Raw genomic sequence first — 18,619 nt, forward strand, 5'->3', positions numbered from 1 at the left:
ACCATGCGATTTCTGTGGGTCATATGCGGATTTGTCGCCCTGGGCCTTGGCGTGATCGGCATCGCCCTGCCCCTGCTGCCGACCGTGCCATTCCTGTTGTTGGCCGCCTTCTGCTTTGCCCGGTCGTCCGAACGGCTGCACAATTGGCTGATCACCCATCCCCGCTTTGGCCCGCCTATAGAAGACTGGAACGCCCACGGCGCGATCCGGCGCCCGGCCAAGATTCTGGCCAGCGCGTCGATCCTTGCGGCATTTCTGATTTCCGTGGTCGCGGGCGTGCGGCCCATGATCCTGCTGATTCAGGCCGTCACGCTGTGCGCTGTCGCGCTGTTTATCTGGACACGTCCAGAGGTGTAGCCGTCAGCACACGGCACAACGAATCCAGCTGATCCAGATCGTCATAGCGGATCGTGATCTGCCCGCTTTCGCCCCCCGCCGAATGGTCGATGGAGACCTTCATGCCCAGATTGGCCGACAGATCCTGTTCCAGCGCGCGGGTATCGGCGTCTTTCTCGCCCTTCGGCGCCTTGGGCGTGGCGCTTGCGGATTTCTCTTTCGGCGCCTTCGCCAGCTTCTCGGTCTCGCGCACCGACAGGTCCTGATCGATCACCTGACGGGCAAGGCCCACCGGGTCTTCGGTCGTGATCAGCGCGCGCGCGTGACCGGCCGAAAGCCGCCCTTCACGCAGGTGATCCTGCACCGGCTCGGGCAGTTGCAACAGCCGCATCAGGTTCGCGATATGGCTGCGGCTTTTGCTAAGCGCCTCGGCCAGCTTTTCCTGCGTATGCCCGAAGCGGTCCATCAGCTGGCGATAACCCAGCGCCTCTTCAATCGGGTTCAGATCGGCGCGCTGGATGTTTTCGATGATCGCGACTTCCAGAACCTCGGTATCATCCAGCTCGCGGACAATCGCCGGCACCTCGTGCAGCTGCGCCAGCTGCGATGCACGCCAGCGGCGTTCACCGGCCACGATCTCGTAACTGCCGCTTTCGCGTTTGCTGGGGCGCACGATGATCGGCTGAATGACACCCTTTTCGCGGATCGAGGCCGCCAACTCCTCCAGCGCCTCGGTCGAGAAATGCCGTCGGGGCTGATCCGGGTTCGGCATCACCTTTTCGATGGGCAGCACCGCCTCCGGCTTGGCCGGTTCGGTCCGGGCCACAGGCGTCTCGCCCCCATCGGCCAGGTTCACATCCGCCATCAGCGCCGACAGGCCCCGCCCCAATCCACGACGTTCCGGTTTCTTACTCATGCTCAGCCCCCTCCGTCAGGATCAGCGGCGTGTCCGATTTCACCATCTCATCGGCCAGCGCCAGATAGGCCTGCGCCCCACGCGATGTCGGATCGTAATCCAGAACCGACATCGCAAAGGACGGCGCCTCACTCAGTCGCACATTGCGCGGAATTACCGTCTGGAACACCAGATCCCCCAGATATTCCCGCGCGTCCCGTTCCACCAGTTGGGACAAGTTGTTGCGTTTGTCATACATGGTCAACACAACACCTTCGATCCGCAAGCCCGGATTCGCGCTCTGGCGCAGATCGCGCACGGTTAGCATCAATTGCGACAACCCCTCCAGCGCGAAGAACTCGCTTTGCAGCGGGACCAGCACGGAATGCGCCGCGACCATCGCATTGACGGTCAACAGGTTCAGCGACGGCGGGCAATCGATCAGGATGAAATCGAAGCCATAAGCATCGATCGCCGTCTGCCGCAGCGCGTCATGCAGCAGGTAAACCCGCTTTTCATTCGACACCATTTCGATATCGGCCGAGCTCAGATCCGTGGTCGCCGGCGCGATGGTCAGGCCGGTGATCTCGGTCTCCATCAGCACCTGATTCAGCGGCACCTCGTCCAGCAACAGGTCATAGGTGGTTTTCTCGCGCTGATCCTGTTCGATCCCCAAACCGGTCGATGCGTTGCCCTGCGGATCAATGTCGACGATCAGAACCTTCAGCTTCTTGCGGGCCAGCGCCGCGGCCAGGTTGATCGTGGTCGTCGTCTTGCCGACCCCCCCCTTCTGGTTCGCGATGGCGATGATCTTCGGCCCCTTGGGACGCGTCGGATCAGACACGGGCAAGCCCTCCAATCTTGAGAATGACGGCGGTGGATTCGGTTTGGCTGGATAATTTCTGGACGTCGAACCGCCAGGATGCAAGCGCGGTATCAAGCTCGGTCTGAAAATTCTGACCCTTCAGGAAAAGCGCGGTTCCCTGCGGCGTCAGATGCCGTTCCGCGAACGCCAGAAGCCTGTCCAGCGGCGCCAGCGCGCGCGCCGAAACCACATCGGCACCCAGCGGCGGCACCTGTTCAATCCGTTGGGAGATGACATCCGCGTCGATCCCTGTTTCGCGCGCCACGGTCCGCAGAAATGTCGCCTTGCGCAGGTCGGATTCCACCAGAGTCACCTTCGCCTGCGGCTGTCGTTCCGCCGCAAGAATGGCCACGACCATTCCGGGGAACCCGCCCCCGCTGCCCAGATCGGCCCAATGCTGGAAATCCGGAATCAGCCCGAAAATCTGCGCAGAATCGACGATATGACGGTCCCACAGGTCGTCCAGCGTGGATTTTGCCACCAGATTGATGGCCGGATTCCACTTTTTCAGCAGCGCGGCATAGGTTTCCAGCCGGTCCAATGTTCCACGTGAAACATCCGCCAGCGCGTCATTTTCACCTGTCATCACGCGCTGCGCCGAGTTTTCTGCCGCAAACGCGCAAGGATCAGCGTCAACGCCGCCGGGGTCATGCCATCCACCCGCCCCGCCTGTGCCAGCGTTTCGGGGCGCGCGGCGGTCAGTTTCAGCTTCAGCTCATTCGACAACCCATTGAGCGCGTGGAAATCGAAATCTTCGGGGATCTTCTGCCCCTCATCCCGGCGCATGGCGGCGACATCGCTTTCTTGGCGACGGATATAATTCGCATAAAGCGCATCGCGCGAGATCTGCTCACGAATCTCGGGCGAAACCGCGTTCAGGCGATCATCGAAAGGCAGGACATCGTCAAAGCCGACATCCGGAAAGGCCAACAGGTCGAACCCGCTGCGGCGCGTGCCATCCGCATTCACGCGAATGCCATTGGCTGCGATCTGCTTGGGTGTCAGGGACAGCGCGTCCAGAATCGCGCGCCCACTGGCCAGCGCGTCACGCTTCGCCTCGAACACTTTACGCCGTTCCTCGCCCACACAGCCGAGCGCGATCCCAATCGGTGTAAGCCGCTGATCGGCATTGTCCGCCCGCAGCGACAGCCGGAATTCCGCGCGCGAGGTGAACATGCGATAGGGTTCGGTCACGCCGCGCGTCACCAGATCGTCGATCATCACGCCGATATAGCTGTCGGTGCGGCTGAACATCACCGGATCACCACCCATCGCGGCGCGTGCGGCGTTCAGACCGGCAACCATCCCTTGGGCGGCAGCCTCCTCATATCCTGTGGTGCCGTTGATCTGACCCGCAAGATATAGGCCCGGTACATCGCGCAACCGCAGTTCCGAGTTCAGCGCGCGCGGATCGACATAATCATATTCGATAGCATAGCCGGGCTGCAGGATCTCTGCCGCCTCCAACCCGCGGATCGAATGCACGTAATCCTCCTGCACGTCGACGGGTAGCGAGGTCGAGATGCCGTTGGGATACACGGTGTGATCGTCCAGCCCCTCGGGCTCCAGAAAAATCTGGTGCGAGTCCTTGTCGGCAAACCGCACGATCTTGTCTTCGATCGACGGGCAATAGCGCGGGCCAACCCCATCGATATGCCCGCCATACATCGCGGACCGGTCCAGATTGTCGCGAATGATCTGGTGCGTTTTCTCGTTCGTGTGGGTGATCCCGCACGAGATCTGGCGCACGAATGGCGCGCGCGACAGAAAGGAAAACAGCTCAGGATCATCGTCGCCCGGCTGCGATTCCAGAATATCCCAGTTGATCGTCCGCCCATCCAGTCGCGGCGGGGTACCGGTTTTCAGCCGCCCCAGCGGCAGGCCAAAGCCATCAATCCGCTCGGCCAGCTTGACGGAGGGCTTGTCGCCAATCCGACCGCCCGGGCGTTGCTGATCGCCGATATGGATCACCCCGCGCAGGAATGTGCCCGTCGTCAGCACGACGGCGCCCGCCTGGATCGACGATCCATCCTGCAACACCACGCCTGCCACGCGGTCGCCATCCATCAGGAAATCGGTGGCTTCGCCCTCGATCACCGTCAAATTCGGGGTCGCGCCGATCAGCGCTTGCATCGCCTCGCGGTAAAGCTTGCGATCCGCCTGCGCGCGGGGGCCTTGCACCGCCGGACCCTTGCGACGGTTCAGCAGCCGGAATTGAATGCCCGCCCGGTCGGCCGCCTGCCCCATCAGCCCATCCATCGCGTCGATCTCGCGCACCAGATGGCCCTTGCCCAGCCCGCCAATCGCCGGGTTGCAGGACATGACACCAATCGCATCGGCGCGCAGCGTGATAAGTCCGGTGCGCGCACCCATTCGGGCCGCGGCATGTGCTGCGTCCGTACCGGCGTGACCGCCGCCGATCACCACAACATCAAAGTCGCGATGTTTCACGTGAAACACTCCTGTTCACTTCCCGATGCAGAAGCTCGAAAAAATCTCGTCCAGAATGTTCTCGACGTCCACCCGCCCGACCAGCGCATCCAATGCCCGGATGGCGGTCCGCAATTCTTCGGCGGCAAGCTCTGCGTATTCAGCCCCGGCTAATACCTGATTCCGCGCAGAATCCAAAGAGGTCAAAGCACGTTCAATCGCCAGCCTATGCCGTTCCCGCGTCGCGACGCCCGCGCCCGCCGATCTTTGGGCCAGAACGTCGGAAATCCGTGTGACCAGTTCAGAGATCCCCGCGCCGGTCTTGGCAGAGATGCTGATCCCCTCCCCCCACTGGTTGAGGTCGGATTTGGAGTGAACCACAATATCTTCCGCAAGCGGCGGCATGGCCGGTTCTTGTCCGGGCGCATCGATCAGAAAAATCCGCAGGTCCGCCTGTTCGGCACGTTGCCGCGCACGGGTGACGCCCAGCCCTTCGATCACGTCCTCGGTCTCGCGCAATCCGGCGGTGTCCAGAACAGTTACGGGCAGCCCGGCCAGATCCATCCGAACCTCGATCACGTCCCGAGTCGTTCCGGGAATGTCGGATGTGATCGCGGCCTCGCGCCCGGCCAACGCATTCAGCAGCGTGGATTTTCCGGCATTGGGCGGGCCAACGATGGCAACCTCGAACCCGTCGCGGATCCGCTCGGCGATCCCCACCCCGGCAGCCTCGCGCGTCAGATCCACCGAAACCTCGTCGATCAGCGACAGCACTTCGGGGCCGACATCGACCGGCACTTCCTCGTCGGCGAAATCGATCGTGGCTTCCAAGAGCGCCGCGGCGCGGATCAGGCGCGCGCGCCAGATTTCGGCGCGATCCCCGATGGCACCAGACAAAACGCGCAGGGCCTGGCGGCGTTGCGCTTCGGTCTCGGCGTCGATCAGATCGGCCAGACCTTCGACCTGGGTCAGGTCCATCCGCTCGTTTTCCAGCGCCCGGCGGGTGAACTCGCCCGGTTCGGCCTCGCGGCAGCCGGGCACTTGCGACAACAGATGCAGCACCGCCGCAGCGGTCGCCATGCTGCCATGGATCTGAAGTTCGACGACCGGCTCGCCGGTGAAACTGGCGCCCGCTTCGAAATAGAGCACCAGCGCCTCGTCCAGCGGTTGACCATTCGTGTCGGACAGCTGACGCAGCGCGGCCCGGCGCGGTGCGGGCAATGTCGCCCCAAAAGCCGCCAGCGCCTGTGCCGCATCGGGGCCCGAGATACGGATCACCGCCACACCGGCCTTGCCGCGCGCGGTGGCCAGGGCAAAGATCGTATCCATGATCAGTCCCCCATGGGGTAAATCAGGTGTTCATCGAGTCGAAGAATTCGCCGTTCGTCTTGGTCTGCTTCAGCTTCGAGATCAGGAACTCGATCGCATCGGTCGTGCCCATCGGGTTCAGGATACGACGCAGGACAAAGGTCTTTTGCAGATCCTTGGCGTCGACCAGCAGATCCTCTTTCCGGGTCCCGGATTTGAGGATGTCCATCGCCGGGAACACGCGCTTGTCCGCGACCTTGCGGTCCAGAACGATCTCGGAGTTGCCGGTGCCCTTGAACTCTTCGAAGATGACCTCGTCCATCCGGCTGCCAGTATCGATCAGCGCGGTGGCGATGATGGTCAGGCTGCCGCCTTCTTCGATATTCCGGGCCGCACCGAAGAACCGCTTGGGCCGCTGCAACGCGTTGGCGTCCACACCACCGGTCAGAACCTTGCCCGAGGACGGCACCACGGTGTTGAAGGCACGACCAAGTCTTGTGATTGAGTCCAAAAGGATCACAACATCTCGTTTATGTTCGACCAGGCGCTTGGCCTTTTCGATCACCATCTCGGACACCGCGACGTGGCGGGTCGCCGGTTCGTCGAAGGTCGAGGAGATGACCTCGCCCTTCACCGACCGCTGCATATCCGTCACCTCTTCGGGGCGTTCGTCGATCAGCAGGACGATCAGGTAACATTCCGGATGGTTCTTTTCGATGCTGTGCGCGATGTTCTGCAACAGCACCGTCTTACCCGTCCGCGGCGGCGCCACGATCAGCGACCGCTGGCCCTTGCCGATGGGCGCGACCAGGTCGATGATCCGGGCCGAGCGGTCCTTGATCGTCGGGTCCTCGATCTCCATCTTCAGGCGCTCGTCGGGGTAAAGCGGCGTCAGGTTGTCGAAGTTGATCTTGTGGCGCGCTTTCTCGGGCTCTTCGAAATTGATCCGGGTGACCGAGGTGATGGCAAAGTAACGCTCATTCTCGCGCGGGGCCTGCATCACGCCCTCGACCGTGTCGCCGGTGCGCAGCGAATGCTGGCGGATCATCTCGGGCGATACATAGATATCATCGGGACCGGGCAGATAGTTCGCCTCGGGCGAGCGCAGGAAGCCAAACCCGTCTTGCAGAACCTCGAGCACACCGTCACCGGAGATTTCCCAGCCTTCCTCGGCCCGCTCTTTCAGGATCGAGAACATCATGTCGCCCTTGCGCATGGTCGACGCGTTTTCGATCTCGAGCTCTTCGGCCATCGCCAGAAGGTCCTTGGGGCTTTGCGCCTTCAGGTCGGACAGGTTCAAACGTTCTATGGTCATTGAAACTAATACAGGGGCCTCTGCGGCGCCTTCTTCATCATGAGGGAGATTCCGGGGACAGGACTGTCCCGTTGACCGTCACATAGCCATGGGCTGCCTGCGAGTCAAGGAACTCAGAATTTCAGAACGACCGAAAACACGATCACCAGCAGCAGGATCGTGGGCACCTCGTTCATCATCCGGTATTGCCGGCCGGTCAGCTGGTTGTTCCCAGCCACGAAATCCTTGCGCCGCTTTCCCAGCCAGTGATGAAACCACGTCATCGCCAGGATCGACGCCCCCTTGGTATAGGGCCAGACATCCGTCCAATCGACGATGCCGGGCGTAAAGACCAGCATCAGCCCGAAGATCCAGACCGCGAAAATCGACGGGTTCATGATCAGCTTCAGCAGCTTGCGTTCCATCATCTGGAACAGCGCGTCGGTTTCCGACCCTGTTTCGGTTTGTTCGGTGTGATGGACGAACAATCTGGGCAGATAGAAAATCCCCGCCATCCAGGTGATCACCGCGATGATATGCAGCGCCTTGGTATAGGGGTAAATCGTGCTCAGTATGTCACCGATCATTGTCTGCCTGTCCAAAAGGAATGATCTGACCCTTCATATATAAATAAATATAGAAAGAAAGATGATGTCGTTGTTGGGGCTGTTGATAATGTGGATCCTTTGGTTGTCCCGCAGGTTATGCACAAAAATCTGGGTCTGTGCACAGATCCGCATGATCGCTGGTCGACGCCCTGAATTTCTGATTTTTCCATTTAAAATCAGCATATTATCTGGATACCACGTTGAATATCCTTGTGGATAGTTCCCGGAAAACTTTCGCCGTCACCGCTTATCTACGGCCCGGCCGGTTTTCCCGCCCACAGTGGACAACCGGTGCGGAGAATCCCGAAGATGTTGAGTTAACCGGTGAGGAATGCGAAACCGTCCAGAAACCCGCAAACCGTTCACAGCCGTTTCCCTGCAGTCATCCACAGACCTGTCAACATGCCCACAAAGATCATACTGGCTTCGGCCTCGGAAATTCGCCGCGACCTGCTGCGGCGCGCGGGCGTCGTGGTGGACACCCTGCCCGCCCGGATTGACGAGGATGCAATCCGCGCCGCGCTGGAATCCGAGGGCGCAACGCCCCGCGACATCGCCGACGCGCTGGCCGAATTCAAGGCGCGCAAGATCTCGGAAAAGCATCCCGATGCGCTGGTGATCGGCTGCGATCAGGTGCTGGATTGCGGCGGCACGGTGTTTTCCAAACCTGCCGATCCGGATATGGCCGCCGAACAGTTGCGCCAGCTGCGCGGCAAGCCGCACAAGCTGCTGTCGGCGGCGGTGATCTATGAAAACGGCAAGCCGCTCTGGCGGCATGTTGGCCAGGTGCGTCTGACGATGCGGCCGTTTTCGGATGCCTATCTGGACGATTACCTGACCCGCAACTGGGACAGCGTGCGCCATGCGGTCGGGTGCTATAAGCTCGAGGAAGAAGGCGTGCGCCTGTTCTCGCGCGTTGAAGGGGATTATTTCAACGTGCTGGGCCTGCCGCTGATCGAGCTTTTGGGATATCTGACCGCCCGAGGGGAATTGATGCAATGACGAAGAAGATCCCGCTGGCGGGGGTGATCGGGTCGCCGGTGGCGCATTCCAAATCGCCGCGCCTGCACACGCACTGGCTGAAAACCTATGGCCTGCCCGGTCACTATATTCCGATGGATGTGCGTCACGACGACCTGAAGGATGCGCTGCGGATGCTGCCGAAGCTGGGCTTCGTCGGGCTGAATGTCACCATTCCGCACAAGGAAACCGTTCTGGGCCTGGCCGATCTGGTGTCGGACCGGGCGGCGTTGATCGGGGCGGCGAACACGCTGATCTTTCGTCAGGATGGCAAGATCCATGCCGACAACACCGATGGCTATGGCTTTCTGGAAAACCTGAAAACCGGCGCGCCGGGGTGGCAGGCCAAAGTGGGCCCCGCCGTGGTGATCGGTGCGGGGGGCGCGGCGCGCGCGGTCATCACCGCGTTGATCGAGGCGGGCGTGCCGGAAATCCGGCTGACCAACCGCACCCGCAACCGCGCCGATGCGCTGCGGTCGGAATTCGGACCCAAGGTCGTGGTCCAGGATTGGGTTCAGGCTGAACAGATGCTCGATGGCGCGGCGTTGCTGGTGAACACCTCGTCCCTGGGAATGGCGGGCGGCCCGGATTTCAAGCTGTCGCTGGACCAATTGCCATCCAGCGCGGTCGTTACCGATATCGTCTATACGCCGCTGCGCACCACATTGCTGCAACGGGCCGAGGCGCGCGGATGTGTCACCGTCGACGGTTTGGGCATGTTGCTGCATCAGGCGGTGCCGGGGTTCGAACGCTGGTTCGGAAAACGGCCAGAGGTGACGGAAGACACCCGCGCCGTGGTGCTGGCGGAATGAGCGACCGACCCTTTCTGTTGGGGCTGACCGGGTCGATCGGCATGGGCAAATCGACCACGGCAGCGATGTTTGCCCAGGCCGGTGTGCCGGTCTGGGACGCGGATGCCGCGGTCCATCGGCTTTACGCGGCCGGTGGCGCGGGCTGCGCGGCGATTGCAAGGCTGCATCCGGCGGCGGTCGGGCCGGATGGCGTGGACCGCGCGGTGCTCAAGTCCTGGATCGCGCAGGACCCGACCGCCCTGACCCGGATCGAGGGCGCAATTCATCCGCTTGTCGCGCAGGATCGACAGGATTTCATCACCGAAAACGCCCGCGCCGATATCGTGTTGCTGGACATTCCGCTGCTTTTTGAAACCGGCGCGGATGAATGGCTGGATGCGGTCATTGTCGTCACTGTTTCACCTGAAATACAGCGAAAACGCGTGTTGGAGCGTCCCGGTATGACGGCGGCGCAATTCGAAACCATCCTGGCCAAACAGATGCCCGATCCCGAAAAACGCGCCCGCGCCGATCACATCATCGAAACGCTGTCCCTTGATACCGCCCGCGCGCAGGTGGATGATGTGCTTGGGCAGATCAGAAAACGGACAAAAGATGCGTGAGATCGTTCTGGATACCGAAACCACCGGCTTCAACCCAGATCAGGGCGACCGGATCGTCGAAATCGGCGCGATCGAGCTTTGGAACCACTTGCCGACCGGGAAGACCTATCACCAGTATATCAACCCCGAACGCTCCATGCCGCAGGACGCGTTTCAGGTGCACGGCATCGGTCCCGACCTGCTGGAACCGCCGCAGGACGTGACCCCCGGCGCGGTGACCCTGCGCGACAAGCCGGTGTTTTCGCAGGTCGGGCAGGAATTCGCGGATTTCGTGGGTGACGCTAAACTGGTGATCCACAACGCGGCGTTTGACATGAAATTCCTGAACGCCGAGCTGAAATGGATCGGCCTGCCCACTCTGCCATGGGAACAGGCGCTGGATACGCTGGCCATCGCGCGGCAGAAATTCCCCGGCGCGCCCGCGTCGCTGGATGCGCTATGCCGGCGGTTCAATATCGACAACAGCAACCGGACGCTGCACGGCGCCTTGCTCGACTCTGAAATCCTGGCAGAGGTCTATCTGGAGCTGATTGGCGGACGGCAGCCCGATTTCGCGCTGCAAACCAGTATCTCGGCCGGATCGGACGGGTCGCAGGCGGAAACCGCATGGCGTCCGCGCCCCCGTCCCGAACCCTTGCCATCGCGCCTGACCGAAGCCGAGGCCGCCGCCCATGCCGAATTCATCGGCAAGATGGGCGATGCGGCGCTGTGGGCCAAGCTGTCAAAGGCCTAGTTCACCGTTTCGGTGGGCTTTTCCTGTGCGCGGCGCGCGATTTCCTGACGGTAAAGCGCCATGAAATCCACCATTTCCAGGTTCAGCGGCGGGAAGCCGCCATCGCGGGTCACATCGCTGACGATGCGGCGCACGAAGGGGAACAGCATCCGCGGACATTCGATCAGCAGGAACGGGTGCAGCTGTTCGTCGGGCACGTTCTCGACATGGAAGATCCCGCCATATTCCAGTTCCATCAGGAACAGCGGCGCCTTGTCGGTCTTGTTGTCCGAACGGACGGTGAATTTCGTGATGATCTCGAACTGGTGGTCGGCCTGGCGTTTTTTGGCGTCCAGCGCGACCTGAACCTGTACGTCGGGGGTCACGTCACCGGTCACGCCCTTGCGCACCAGATAGTTTTCAAACGACAGGTCGCGGATGAATTGGCCCAGGATCTGCATCTTGACCTGGGGCGGTTGTTCGGTCGGGGTTTGCGGCGTTTCGTCCGTCATGAGAGAGCTCCTGCTATCAGCTTGCTGCGCTCATACCACTATGGCGAAGGTGCCTCAATGCCGGGTCCAGCCCGAAGGCGTGTGCGTGGGCTGTTTTTTCGGGGTGATCTCTTCGTATTCGCCGTCAATCGTATTGCCCGGCGCGGCACGCGGCTGCGGCTCGGGCCTGGCGCTGTGGGTGGAAAAATGCGCCACCTTGACCCGGCTGCGCAGATAGCGAAAGACCGCGCTGCGCACCGGCGGGATCAGCAAAAGGAAACCCGCCGCATCGGTAAAGAACCCCGGTGTCAGCAACAGCGCCCCGGCAAACAGGATCATAGCGCCATGGGCCAGCGGCTCGGTCGGGTCACGCAGATCGTTGAAGGATGACTGGATCTGTCCGATTGCCAACGCGCCCTGCGCCCGCATCAGCCAGGTGCCCAGAAACGCGGTCACGATGACGATGGCCAGCGTCGGCCACAGCCCGATCAGCCCGCCAACCTGGATGAACAGGGCGATCTCGATCAGCGGCACCGCAAGGAACAGCGCAAAAAGCCACATGGGAATTCCTTTTCCTTTCCGGCTGGCTGGTAGACTCGGCCCAGCCTGTGCCCTACATAAGGACGGCGCGGCCATAAACCAACCATGGCCGTCCCAGGGGTAATAATGAGCAATGCCGTGATACAGCTTTTGGTCCTTGCCGGTGTGGCACTTTTCCTGATCCTGCGACTGCGGTCGGTTCTGGGCACCCGAGAGGGGTTCGAAAAGCCGCCCGTGCAGTTGCCGGCCAAGAACAGCCGCAGCGATAGCCGCCCGGATCTGGAGGTGATCGAGGGCGGTGTCGATCGTGACATCACCGACCATGTCGAGGATGGGTCGGACGCGGCCAAGGCGTTGGGCGCAATGAAGATGGCCGAGCCGGGCTTCAACGTGACCGAATTCCTGGGCGGGGCGCGCGGCGCCTATGAAATGATCCTGATGGCGTTCGAAAACGGCGATCTGGACGAGATCCGCGGTTTCCTGTCGGACGAGGTCGCCGAAAGCTTTGCCGCTGCCATCACCCAGCGTCGGGAGGCCGGTCTGTCGGTCGAGGCGAATTTCGTCGGCGTGCGCGAGCTGTCGTTGCAGGATGCCCGGTTCGACCGCACCACGGGCGAGGCCGAGCTGACCGTGCGTTTCGTGGGCGAGCTGACATCGGCCGTGCGCAACAGCGCGGGCGAAATCGTCGAAGGCAACCCCAACGAGATCAAGCGCCAGCGTGACATCTGGACCTTTGGCCGGGCCATGGGCAGCGACGACCCGAACTGGCAACTGGTCGCGACCGGAGAGTGAGGCTTGGCATGCGGGCGCTCGTTGCAGCCGTCTGTCTTGCCCTGTCCACGGTGGCCCCGGTGAAAGCCGCACAAGTCGAAATCCTGGAATTCGTGGATCTGTCCGGCTGGGCCGAAGACGATCACGCCGCCGCGCTTCAGGTGTTCACCGAAACCTGCATGGATCTGCGCAGCCCCTATTGGGCGCCGATCTGTGCGCTGGCCGCTGAACAGAAAAACGCCCGCACGTTCTTCGAGCTGTTCTTCAAACCGGTGTTGATCGGCGGCACCGAACCCGCGCTGTTCACCGGTTATTTCGAACCCGAACTGCGTGGCGCCCGGCGGCGTGGCGGGCCTTTCCGGTTCCCGCTTTATCGCAAGCCGCCCGAATTGCAGAACGGCACGCGCTGGTTTTCCCGGGCCGAGATCGAGACACAGCAGATCCTGGCCGGGCGCGGGCTGGAGATCGCCTGGGTCGACGACCCGGTCGAGGCGTTCTTTTTGCAGATCCAGGGGTCGGGCCGCGTGCGTCTGAACGACGGAACCGCGCTGCGCGTGGGCTATTCCGCCGCGAATGGCCATGACTATCGTTCCATCGGTCAGGAACTGGTGCGGCGTGGGGTGTACCAGCCGCATCAGGTATCGGCGCAGGTGATCAAGAACTGGGTGCGCCGCAACCCGGTCGAAGGTCAGGAATTGCTGCACCACAACCCATCTTTCGTGTTCTTCCGCGAATTGCGGAACCTTCCCGCCGAAAAGGGCCCGCTGGGGGCGATGAACCGGTCGGTCACTGCCATGCGCAGCATCGCGGTCGATCCGCTCTATACCCCCCTTGGCGCGCCGGTCTGGATCGAAAAAGGCGGCCGCGATCCGTTGCGCCGTTTGATGATCGCACAGGATACCGGCTCGGCCATCAAGGGGGCGCAGCGGGCGGATATCTTTTACGGGACGGGGGACAAGGCCGGTCGCGAAGCGGGCCGCATTCGCGATGCCGGGCGGATGGTGGTGCTGTTGCCCATCGACCGCGCGCTGGATCTTGTCACGGACGGTTGGGAATGAAGCGCCGCGGGCCGCGCGGGCTGAGCGACGAGGATCTGGATCTGTGGCGTCAGGTGGCGAAAACCGCCACGCCGATGCGCCCCGACCGGCCCGACACCGCCCCGAAACGCCCCGATCCGAAGAAACCGGCGCGTCCGCGTGTCGACATCCCGGCCTTTCGCCCCGGCCAGAATGCCGCGCTGCCGCCGATTTCGGTGGATGTGGCGGCCGATATCTCGGCCCGGATGGCCCATGCGCCGGTACGGATGGACAAGAAGACATTCACCAAGATACGCAAGGGCCGGATCGACCCCGAGGGGCGGATCGACCTGCACGGCATGACCCTGTCACAGGCGCATCCGGCGCTGATCCGGTTCGTCATGGCCGCCCATGCCCAGGGCAAGCGGCTGATCCTGGTGATCACCGGCAAGGGCCGCGATGCGGTCGAAGACGGGCCGATCCCGCTGCGTCGCGGGGTGTTGCGGCATCAGGTGCCGCATTGGCTGGACGAGCCGCCGCTGGGATCGATGGTGCTACAGGTCACGCCGGCCAGCCGCAAACACGGGGGCGAAGGCGCCTATTACGTCTATCTGCGGCGGCGCTGATCAGCGTGACAAAACCGCCTCGGCCGGGGACAGGATGATCTGCGTGGCGTTCTGAACCGTCAGGATCGTACCGGGCACCAGCCCCGACTGACCCGACCTGTCCAGCCGGAATGTCTGTTCGACCGCCGGCAGATTCCGCACCAGCATGATCAATGTGGGTGACGACCCAAGCGTGAAATGCCCCAGATCGCGATTGCCGCCGAACTGTGTCACGTCGATCATCGTCAAGGGCAGGTCCGCCACCAGATCGGCGCTGGCCAGGTTGCCCAGCCGGTTGCGGTTGCCGTTGATGCGCGACGACAGTTTCAGCGCCCGGTCGCGGTCGGAACTAAAGATCACGAAGGGGCTGGGCAGCTTTCGGATCGGCGCGACCTGGCTGCGGAACACATCGACATCGATATCGGGCGAGATCAGGAAAACCGCATCGATCAGCCGGCTGACATCCCCCGGCTTGCGGATCGCCATCTGGCGCATGACCTCCATCCCCAGGTTGGTGCCCATGGAATGCGCCATCAGGATCACGGTTTCAGCGCCCGCCGCGTTGACATCGTGGATCAGCATTTCCAGCCCGTCGCGCGCAAACAGCGCGCTGTCACTGTCATAGGCATAGCCCAGCGGGTGCGCCGCCGACGGCCAGGCGTAATGCACGACAATCGACGGGATCTGGAAATCGTGGACCAGCTGCGCCTCGCGATAGACCCCCTCGCCGAAGGTGTTGTTATAGCCATGCACGAACAGCGCCACTTCGCGCTTGGCCTGCGGGTTGTCGCGCAGCGCCCGTGCCAGCGCCGCCCGGAACGCCGCCCGGTCGGGATATTGATCGGCCGAGACGGTCACGAAATGCTTCTGCGGATCGGGTCTGCGCCCGTTCAGCTCCAACCGCCCGGTGCGGTGTTCCGGCGGCACCGAAACCGCCACCTTGCCATAGCCCGGCACCGCGCTGCGCCGACCGCGAAACACACCATCGGGGTCCTGCGCCCGGGTCGTGCTGTAGAACACCGGCACGACCCGCCCGACCTGCGCGGCCTCGGGCATGACCGTCACATCGGGGCGCGGCCCACAGGCGGTCAGCAGCAGCAGAAAGGCGAAAACGATCCGGGTCACGACAGGCACCAAGGGGGTTGCGTTGGCCGAACCCTAGGAGAGATCACCGCTGGCTCACAAGACGTAACGGCTCATATCGGCGGATTTCGTCAGGGCACCCAGATGCCCGTCGACGAAAGCGGCATCGACGGTGATGATTTCACCCGCTTTATCGGGGGCGGTAAAGCTGATGTCTTCGAACACCCGCTCCATAATCGTGTAAAGCCGCCGGGCGCCAATGTTTTCAATGCTTTGGTTTACGTCCGCTGCGATTTTTGCCAGCGCGGCGATGCCGTCATCGGTAAAACTCACGGTGACCTCTTCCGTGGCCAGCAGGGCGGTATATTGCCGGGTCAGCGCATTGTCGGTCTCGGTCAGGATACGCACGAAATCCTCTTCGGTCAGCGCGCGCAGCTCGACCCGAATGGGCAACCGCCCCTGCAACTCGGGCAACAGGTCCGAGGGCTTGGCGATGTGAAACGCGCCCGAGGCGATGAACAGGATATGATCGGTTTTCACCGGGCCATATTTGGTGCTGACGGTCGTGCCTTCGATCAGCGGCAGCAGGTCACGCTGCACGCCCTCGCGGCTGACATCGCCGCCGCGCACATCCTGGCGCGCGCAGACCTTGTCGATCTCGTCCAGGAACACGATGCCGTTTTCCTGTACCGATTCCAGTGCCGCGCGGTTCACGGTTTCGTCGTCCAGCAGCTTGTCGGCCTCTTCCCCGATCAGCACCTCATAGCTTTCGGCGACGGTCAGTTTCTTCTTCACCGTGCGCCCGCCAAAGGCCTTGCCGAACAGATCGCCGATATTCATCATCCCGCCCATCTGACCGGGTTGGCCGGGGACCTCGAACATCGGCATCGGGTTGGCGTTGTCGGCCACCTCCAGCTCGATCATGGTATCGTCCAGCTCGCCCGCCTTCAGCTTGCGGCGGAACATCTCGCGGGTTTGCTCGCGGGCGTCGGTGCCGGCGATGGCCTCGATCACGCGATCCTCGGCGGCCTGATGCGCGGCGGCTTTCACATCCTCGCGCATCCACTCGCGGGTCTGGGCGATCGCGCCGTCGACCAGATCACGCACGATCTGTTCCACGTCGCGCCCGACATAGCCGACCTCGGTGAATTTCGTTGCCTCGACCTTGATGAAGGGCGCGCGGGCCAGCTTGGCCAGACGGCGGCTGATCTCGGTCTTACCAACGCCGGTGGGCCCGATCATCAGGATATTCTTGGGATAGACCTCGTCCCGCAGCTCGGCCGACAGCTGCTTGCGCCGCCAGCGGTTGCGCAGCGCCACGGCCACGGCGCGCTTGGCGTCCCTTTGCCCGATGATGAAACGATCCAGCTCGCTGACGATTTCGCGGGGGGTCAGGTCGGTCACTTTGCATCCCTTTTGATCTGTCCGGACTTAGGTAAGGGCAATCGCGCCGAACGCAAGCACAAAGGGCTTGAAACCCGGTGCCCCGGCAATGAAACATCGGGGCATCCGACCGCGCAGCAAAGGCCCGAAAATGACAGAACTTACCCGATTTGGCGACGTGTCCGCATTGTTTGTGATGGCGGCGGAACCGGAATATGGCCCGCACCTGCGCGAACGCTTCACGCCGCTGATCACCGGGGTCGGCCCGGTCGAGGGCGCGGTTGCCACGACCCATGCGCTGGCTCAGATGCGCGCCGCCGGCGCCGCGCCGGATCTGGTGATTTCCATTGGCTCGGCGGGGTCGGCCAGGCTGCGCAAGACCGATATCTATCAGGTGGGACAGGTGGGCTATCGCGACATGGATGCCTCTCCCCTGGGGTTCGAAAAGGGGATCACGCCGTTCCTGGACATGCCCGCGGTGCTGCCCCTGCCGCTGCGGGTGGCCGATCTGCCCACGGCCAGCCTGTCGACCGGGGCAAATATCGTGTCGGGCGCGGCCTATGACGGGATCGACGCCGATATGGTGGATATGGAAACCTTTGCCATCCTGCGCACCTGTCACCGGTTTAACCTGCCGCTGATTGCGCTGCGGGGTGTGTCCGATGGCGATGCGGAGCTGTCGGATGTGACCGACTGGACCGAATACCTGCATATCATCGACGAAAAGCTCGCGGCCATCGTCGACCGGATCGGCGCGGCGCTGGAGCGCGACGGGCTGAACTGGCCCGGTTACGGCGCGCAACAGGGGCCAATTGCGCTGGGTTAGACCCTATTTCGTGATCTTCTCGACCGTCAGGTTGCCGTTGGTGTAAACGCAGATATCGGCGGCAATCGCCATCGCCTTGCGCGCGATATCCTCGGCCGACAAGTCGGTTTCCATCAGCCCGCGCGCCGCGGCCAGCGCGAAATTCCCGCCCGAGCCGATGGCGGCAACATCATGTTCCGGCGCCAGAACATCGCCCGCACCGGTGATCACGTAAATCTCGGCCCCGTCGCTGACGATCAGCATCGCTTCCAGCTTTTGCAGGTACTTGTCGGTGCGCCAATCCTTGGCCAGTTCCACCGCCGCGCGCTGCAATTGGCCGGGCGTCGCTTCCAGCTTGGCCTCCAACCGTTCCAGCAGGGTAAAGGCATCCGCCGTCGACCCGGCAAAGCCGCACACCACGTCATGCCCGCCGGGGCTCAGGCGGCGCACCTTGCGCGCGGTGCCCTTGATGACGGTCTGGCCCAGGCTGACCTGCCCGTCGCCCGCGATCACGACCTCGTCGCCGCGTTTTACACCGATGATGGTGGTGCCGTGCCAACCGGGGAATTGATCGTCTGCCATGGGGCCTCCTTTACGGGTTTCGACCTATATGGCGGTTGCGGGCCGGGCGCACAAGCGGCCACGAAAAAGGGCGCCGAAGCGCCCCCATCGACAGGCTCAAGGCCGGTGGCTCAGATCGATTCCTCGATCCAGCTTTGCAGCGCGGCCTTGGGCGCGGCGCCGATCTTGTTCGACACGACCTCGCCGCCCTTGAACAGGAACAGCGCGGGGATGCCGCGAACACCCATCTGCGCGGGCGAGTTCGGGTTTTCGTCGACATTGACCTTCACGATCTTCACCTTGCCGTCGAGCTCGTTCGAAAGCTCTTCCAGCGCGGGGCCGATCTGTTTGCAGGGGCCGCACCATTCGGCCCAGAAGTCGACGACGACCGGAATATCGGAATTCTTGACTTCGGCGTCAAAGGTGGAGTCGGTGACAGCGACGGTTGCCATGATGGTTCTCCTTGGCACAAGCGTTGGGTG

22 protein-coding genes are annotated in these 18,619 nt (G+C 62.6%); 9 read left to right on the plus strand and 13 right to left on the minus strand.

Annotated elements, in window-relative coordinates; translation table 11 throughout:
• Nucleotides 1-3: 3 nt before the first annotated feature.
• Entirely contained in the window at nt 4-357 is a 354-nt protein-coding gene (locus CLM60_RS03615) for a YbaN family protein (RefSeq protein ID WP_095587806.1), read from the plus strand.
• On the opposite strand, the gene CLM60_RS03620 is transcribed toward CLM60_RS03615, so the two are convergent.
• The 7 genes from CLM60_RS03620 to CLM60_RS03650 all read right to left on the minus strand — a co-directional run bounded on the left by CLM60_RS03620 (nt 332) and on the right by CLM60_RS03650 (nt 7,715).
• Nucleotides 332-1,252, minus strand: coding sequence for a ParB/RepB/Spo0J family partition protein (locus tag CLM60_RS03620; protein WP_095587807.1), 921 nt, complete (start codon nt 1,250-1,252; stop codon nt 332-334). The genes CLM60_RS03615 and CLM60_RS03620 overlap by 26 nt on opposite strands.
• Nucleotides 1,245-2,075 (minus strand): ParA family protein, encoded by an 831-nt coding sequence (locus CLM60_RS03625; RefSeq protein WP_095588007.1) that lies wholly within the window; start codon nt 2,073-2,075, stop codon nt 1,245-1,247. The genes CLM60_RS03620 and CLM60_RS03625 overlap by 8 nt, the downstream gene beginning before the upstream one ends.
• Nucleotides 2,068-2,682, minus strand: a complete 615-nt coding sequence (rsmG, locus tag CLM60_RS03630) for a 16S rRNA (guanine(527)-N(7))-methyltransferase RsmG (protein WP_095587808.1) — start codon at nt 2,680-2,682, stop codon at nt 2,068-2,070. The genes CLM60_RS03625 and rsmG overlap by 8 nt, the downstream gene beginning before the upstream one ends.
• The gene (gene mnmG / locus CLM60_RS03635; protein ID WP_095587809.1) at nt 2,682-4,556 is read right to left on the minus strand and encodes a tRNA uridine-5-carboxymethylaminomethyl(34) synthesis enzyme MnmG; all 1,875 of its coding nucleotides are present in this window, start codon (nt 4,554-4,556) and stop codon (nt 2,682-2,684) included. The genes rsmG and mnmG overlap by 1 nt, the downstream gene beginning before the upstream one ends.
• Nucleotides 4,557-4,562: 6 nt before the next feature.
• Complete coding sequence (gene mnmE / locus CLM60_RS03640; protein ID WP_095587810.1) at nt 4,563-5,855, minus strand: tRNA uridine-5-carboxymethylaminomethyl(34) synthesis GTPase MnmE; 1,293 nt, start codon at nt 5,853-5,855, stop codon at nt 4,563-4,565.
• A 22-nt stretch (nt 5,856-5,877) separates the two neighbouring features.
• On the minus strand, nt 5,878-7,149 hold the full coding sequence (rho, locus tag CLM60_RS03645) for a transcription termination factor Rho (protein WP_095587811.1): 1,272 nt from the start codon (nt 7,147-7,149) through the stop codon (nt 5,878-5,880).
• Between the two features lie 113 nt (nt 7,150-7,262).
• The gene (locus tag CLM60_RS03650) at nt 7,263-7,715 is read right to left on the minus strand and encodes a CopD family protein (RefSeq protein ID WP_095587812.1); all 453 of its coding nucleotides are present in this window, start codon (nt 7,713-7,715) and stop codon (nt 7,263-7,265) included.
• A gap of 423 nt (nt 7,716-8,138) precedes the next feature.
• On the opposite strand from CLM60_RS03650, the gene CLM60_RS03655 reads away from it, so the two are divergent.
• The 4 genes from CLM60_RS03655 to dnaQ are packed head-to-tail and all read left to right on the plus strand — an operon-like array spanning nt 8,139 to nt 10,903.
• Complete coding sequence (locus tag CLM60_RS03655; protein WP_095587813.1) at nt 8,139-8,738, plus strand: Maf family protein; 600 nt, start codon at nt 8,139-8,141, stop codon at nt 8,736-8,738.
• The gene (locus tag CLM60_RS03660; RefSeq protein ID WP_095587814.1) at nt 8,735-9,568 is read left to right on the plus strand and encodes a shikimate dehydrogenase; all 834 of its coding nucleotides are present in this window, start codon (nt 8,735-8,737) and stop codon (nt 9,566-9,568) included. The genes CLM60_RS03655 and CLM60_RS03660 overlap by 4 nt, the downstream gene beginning before the upstream one ends.
• Complete coding sequence (gene coaE / locus CLM60_RS03665; protein ID WP_095587815.1) at nt 9,565-10,170, plus strand: dephospho-CoA kinase; 606 nt, start codon at nt 9,565-9,567, stop codon at nt 10,168-10,170. Before CLM60_RS03660 ends, coaE begins: the two co-directional genes overlap by 4 nt.
• Complete coding sequence (gene dnaQ / locus CLM60_RS03670; protein ID WP_095587816.1) at nt 10,163-10,903, plus strand: DNA polymerase III subunit epsilon; 741 nt, start codon at nt 10,163-10,165, stop codon at nt 10,901-10,903. The genes coaE and dnaQ overlap by 8 nt, the downstream gene beginning before the upstream one ends.
• On the opposite strand, the gene secB is transcribed toward dnaQ, so the two are convergent.
• On the minus strand, nt 10,900-11,394 hold the full coding sequence (gene secB, locus CLM60_RS03675; RefSeq protein ID WP_095587817.1) for a protein-export chaperone SecB: 495 nt from the start codon (nt 11,392-11,394) through the stop codon (nt 10,900-10,902). The two genes, dnaQ and secB, sit on opposite strands and share 4 nt — an antisense overlap.
• 54 nt (nt 11,395-11,448) lie before the next feature.
• A complete protein-coding gene (locus CLM60_RS03680) occupies nt 11,449-11,934 on the minus strand; it encodes an FxsA family protein (RefSeq protein WP_095587818.1) in 486 nt (161 codons plus the stop codon).
• A 105-nt stretch (nt 11,935-12,039) separates the two neighbouring features.
• Between CLM60_RS03680 and CLM60_RS03685 the strand changes: the two genes are divergently transcribed.
• From CLM60_RS03685 to CLM60_RS03695, 3 genes are read left to right on the plus strand one after another with little or no spacing between them, the layout of a single operon-like run.
• Nucleotides 12,040-12,705, plus strand: a complete 666-nt coding sequence (locus CLM60_RS03685; RefSeq protein WP_095587819.1) for a Tim44/TimA family putative adaptor protein — start codon at nt 12,040-12,042, stop codon at nt 12,703-12,705.
• 8 nt (nt 12,706-12,713) lie between these two features.
• Entirely contained in the window at nt 12,714-13,742 is a 1,029-nt protein-coding gene (gene mltA / locus CLM60_RS03690) for a murein transglycosylase A (RefSeq protein ID WP_095587820.1), read from the plus strand.
• A complete protein-coding gene (locus CLM60_RS03695) occupies nt 13,739-14,326 on the plus strand; it encodes a Smr/MutS family protein (RefSeq protein WP_095587821.1) in 588 nt (195 codons plus the stop codon). The genes mltA and CLM60_RS03695 overlap by 4 nt, the downstream gene beginning before the upstream one ends.
• On the opposite strand, the gene CLM60_RS03700 is transcribed toward CLM60_RS03695, so the two are convergent.
• Together CLM60_RS03700 and hslU are read right to left on the minus strand one after the other, a co-directional pair.
• Nucleotides 14,327-15,430, minus strand: a complete 1,104-nt coding sequence (locus CLM60_RS03700; RefSeq protein WP_141246453.1) for an alpha/beta hydrolase — start codon at nt 15,428-15,430, stop codon at nt 14,327-14,329.
• A gap of 54 nt (nt 15,431-15,484) precedes the next feature.
• Entirely contained in the window at nt 15,485-16,792 is a 1,308-nt protein-coding gene (gene hslU, locus CLM60_RS03705; RefSeq protein ID WP_095587823.1) for an ATP-dependent protease ATPase subunit HslU, read from the minus strand.
• A gap of 130 nt (nt 16,793-16,922) precedes the next feature.
• Between hslU and CLM60_RS03710 the strand changes: the two genes are divergently transcribed.
• On the plus strand, nt 16,923-17,597 hold the full coding sequence (locus CLM60_RS03710; RefSeq protein ID WP_095588008.1) for a 5'-methylthioadenosine/S-adenosylhomocysteine nucleosidase: 675 nt from the start codon (nt 16,923-16,925) through the stop codon (nt 17,595-17,597).
• A 3-nt stretch (nt 17,598-17,600) separates the two neighbouring features.
• On the opposite strand, the gene hslV is transcribed toward CLM60_RS03710, so the two are convergent.
• A complete protein-coding gene (gene hslV, locus CLM60_RS03715) occupies nt 17,601-18,158 on the minus strand; it encodes an ATP-dependent protease subunit HslV (protein ID WP_095587824.1) in 558 nt (185 codons plus the stop codon).
• 110 nt (nt 18,159-18,268) lie between these two features.
• A complete protein-coding gene (gene trxA, locus CLM60_RS03720) occupies nt 18,269-18,589 on the minus strand; it encodes a thioredoxin (protein WP_036556232.1) in 321 nt (106 codons plus the stop codon).
• Nucleotides 18,590-18,619: the final 30 nt, after the last annotated feature.

It is taken from the genome of Actibacterium ureilyticum (assembly GCF_002285435.1).
GTDB classification, from domain to species: domain Bacteria; phylum Pseudomonadota; class Alphaproteobacteria; order Rhodobacterales; family Rhodobacteraceae; genus Actibacterium_C; species Actibacterium_C ureilyticum.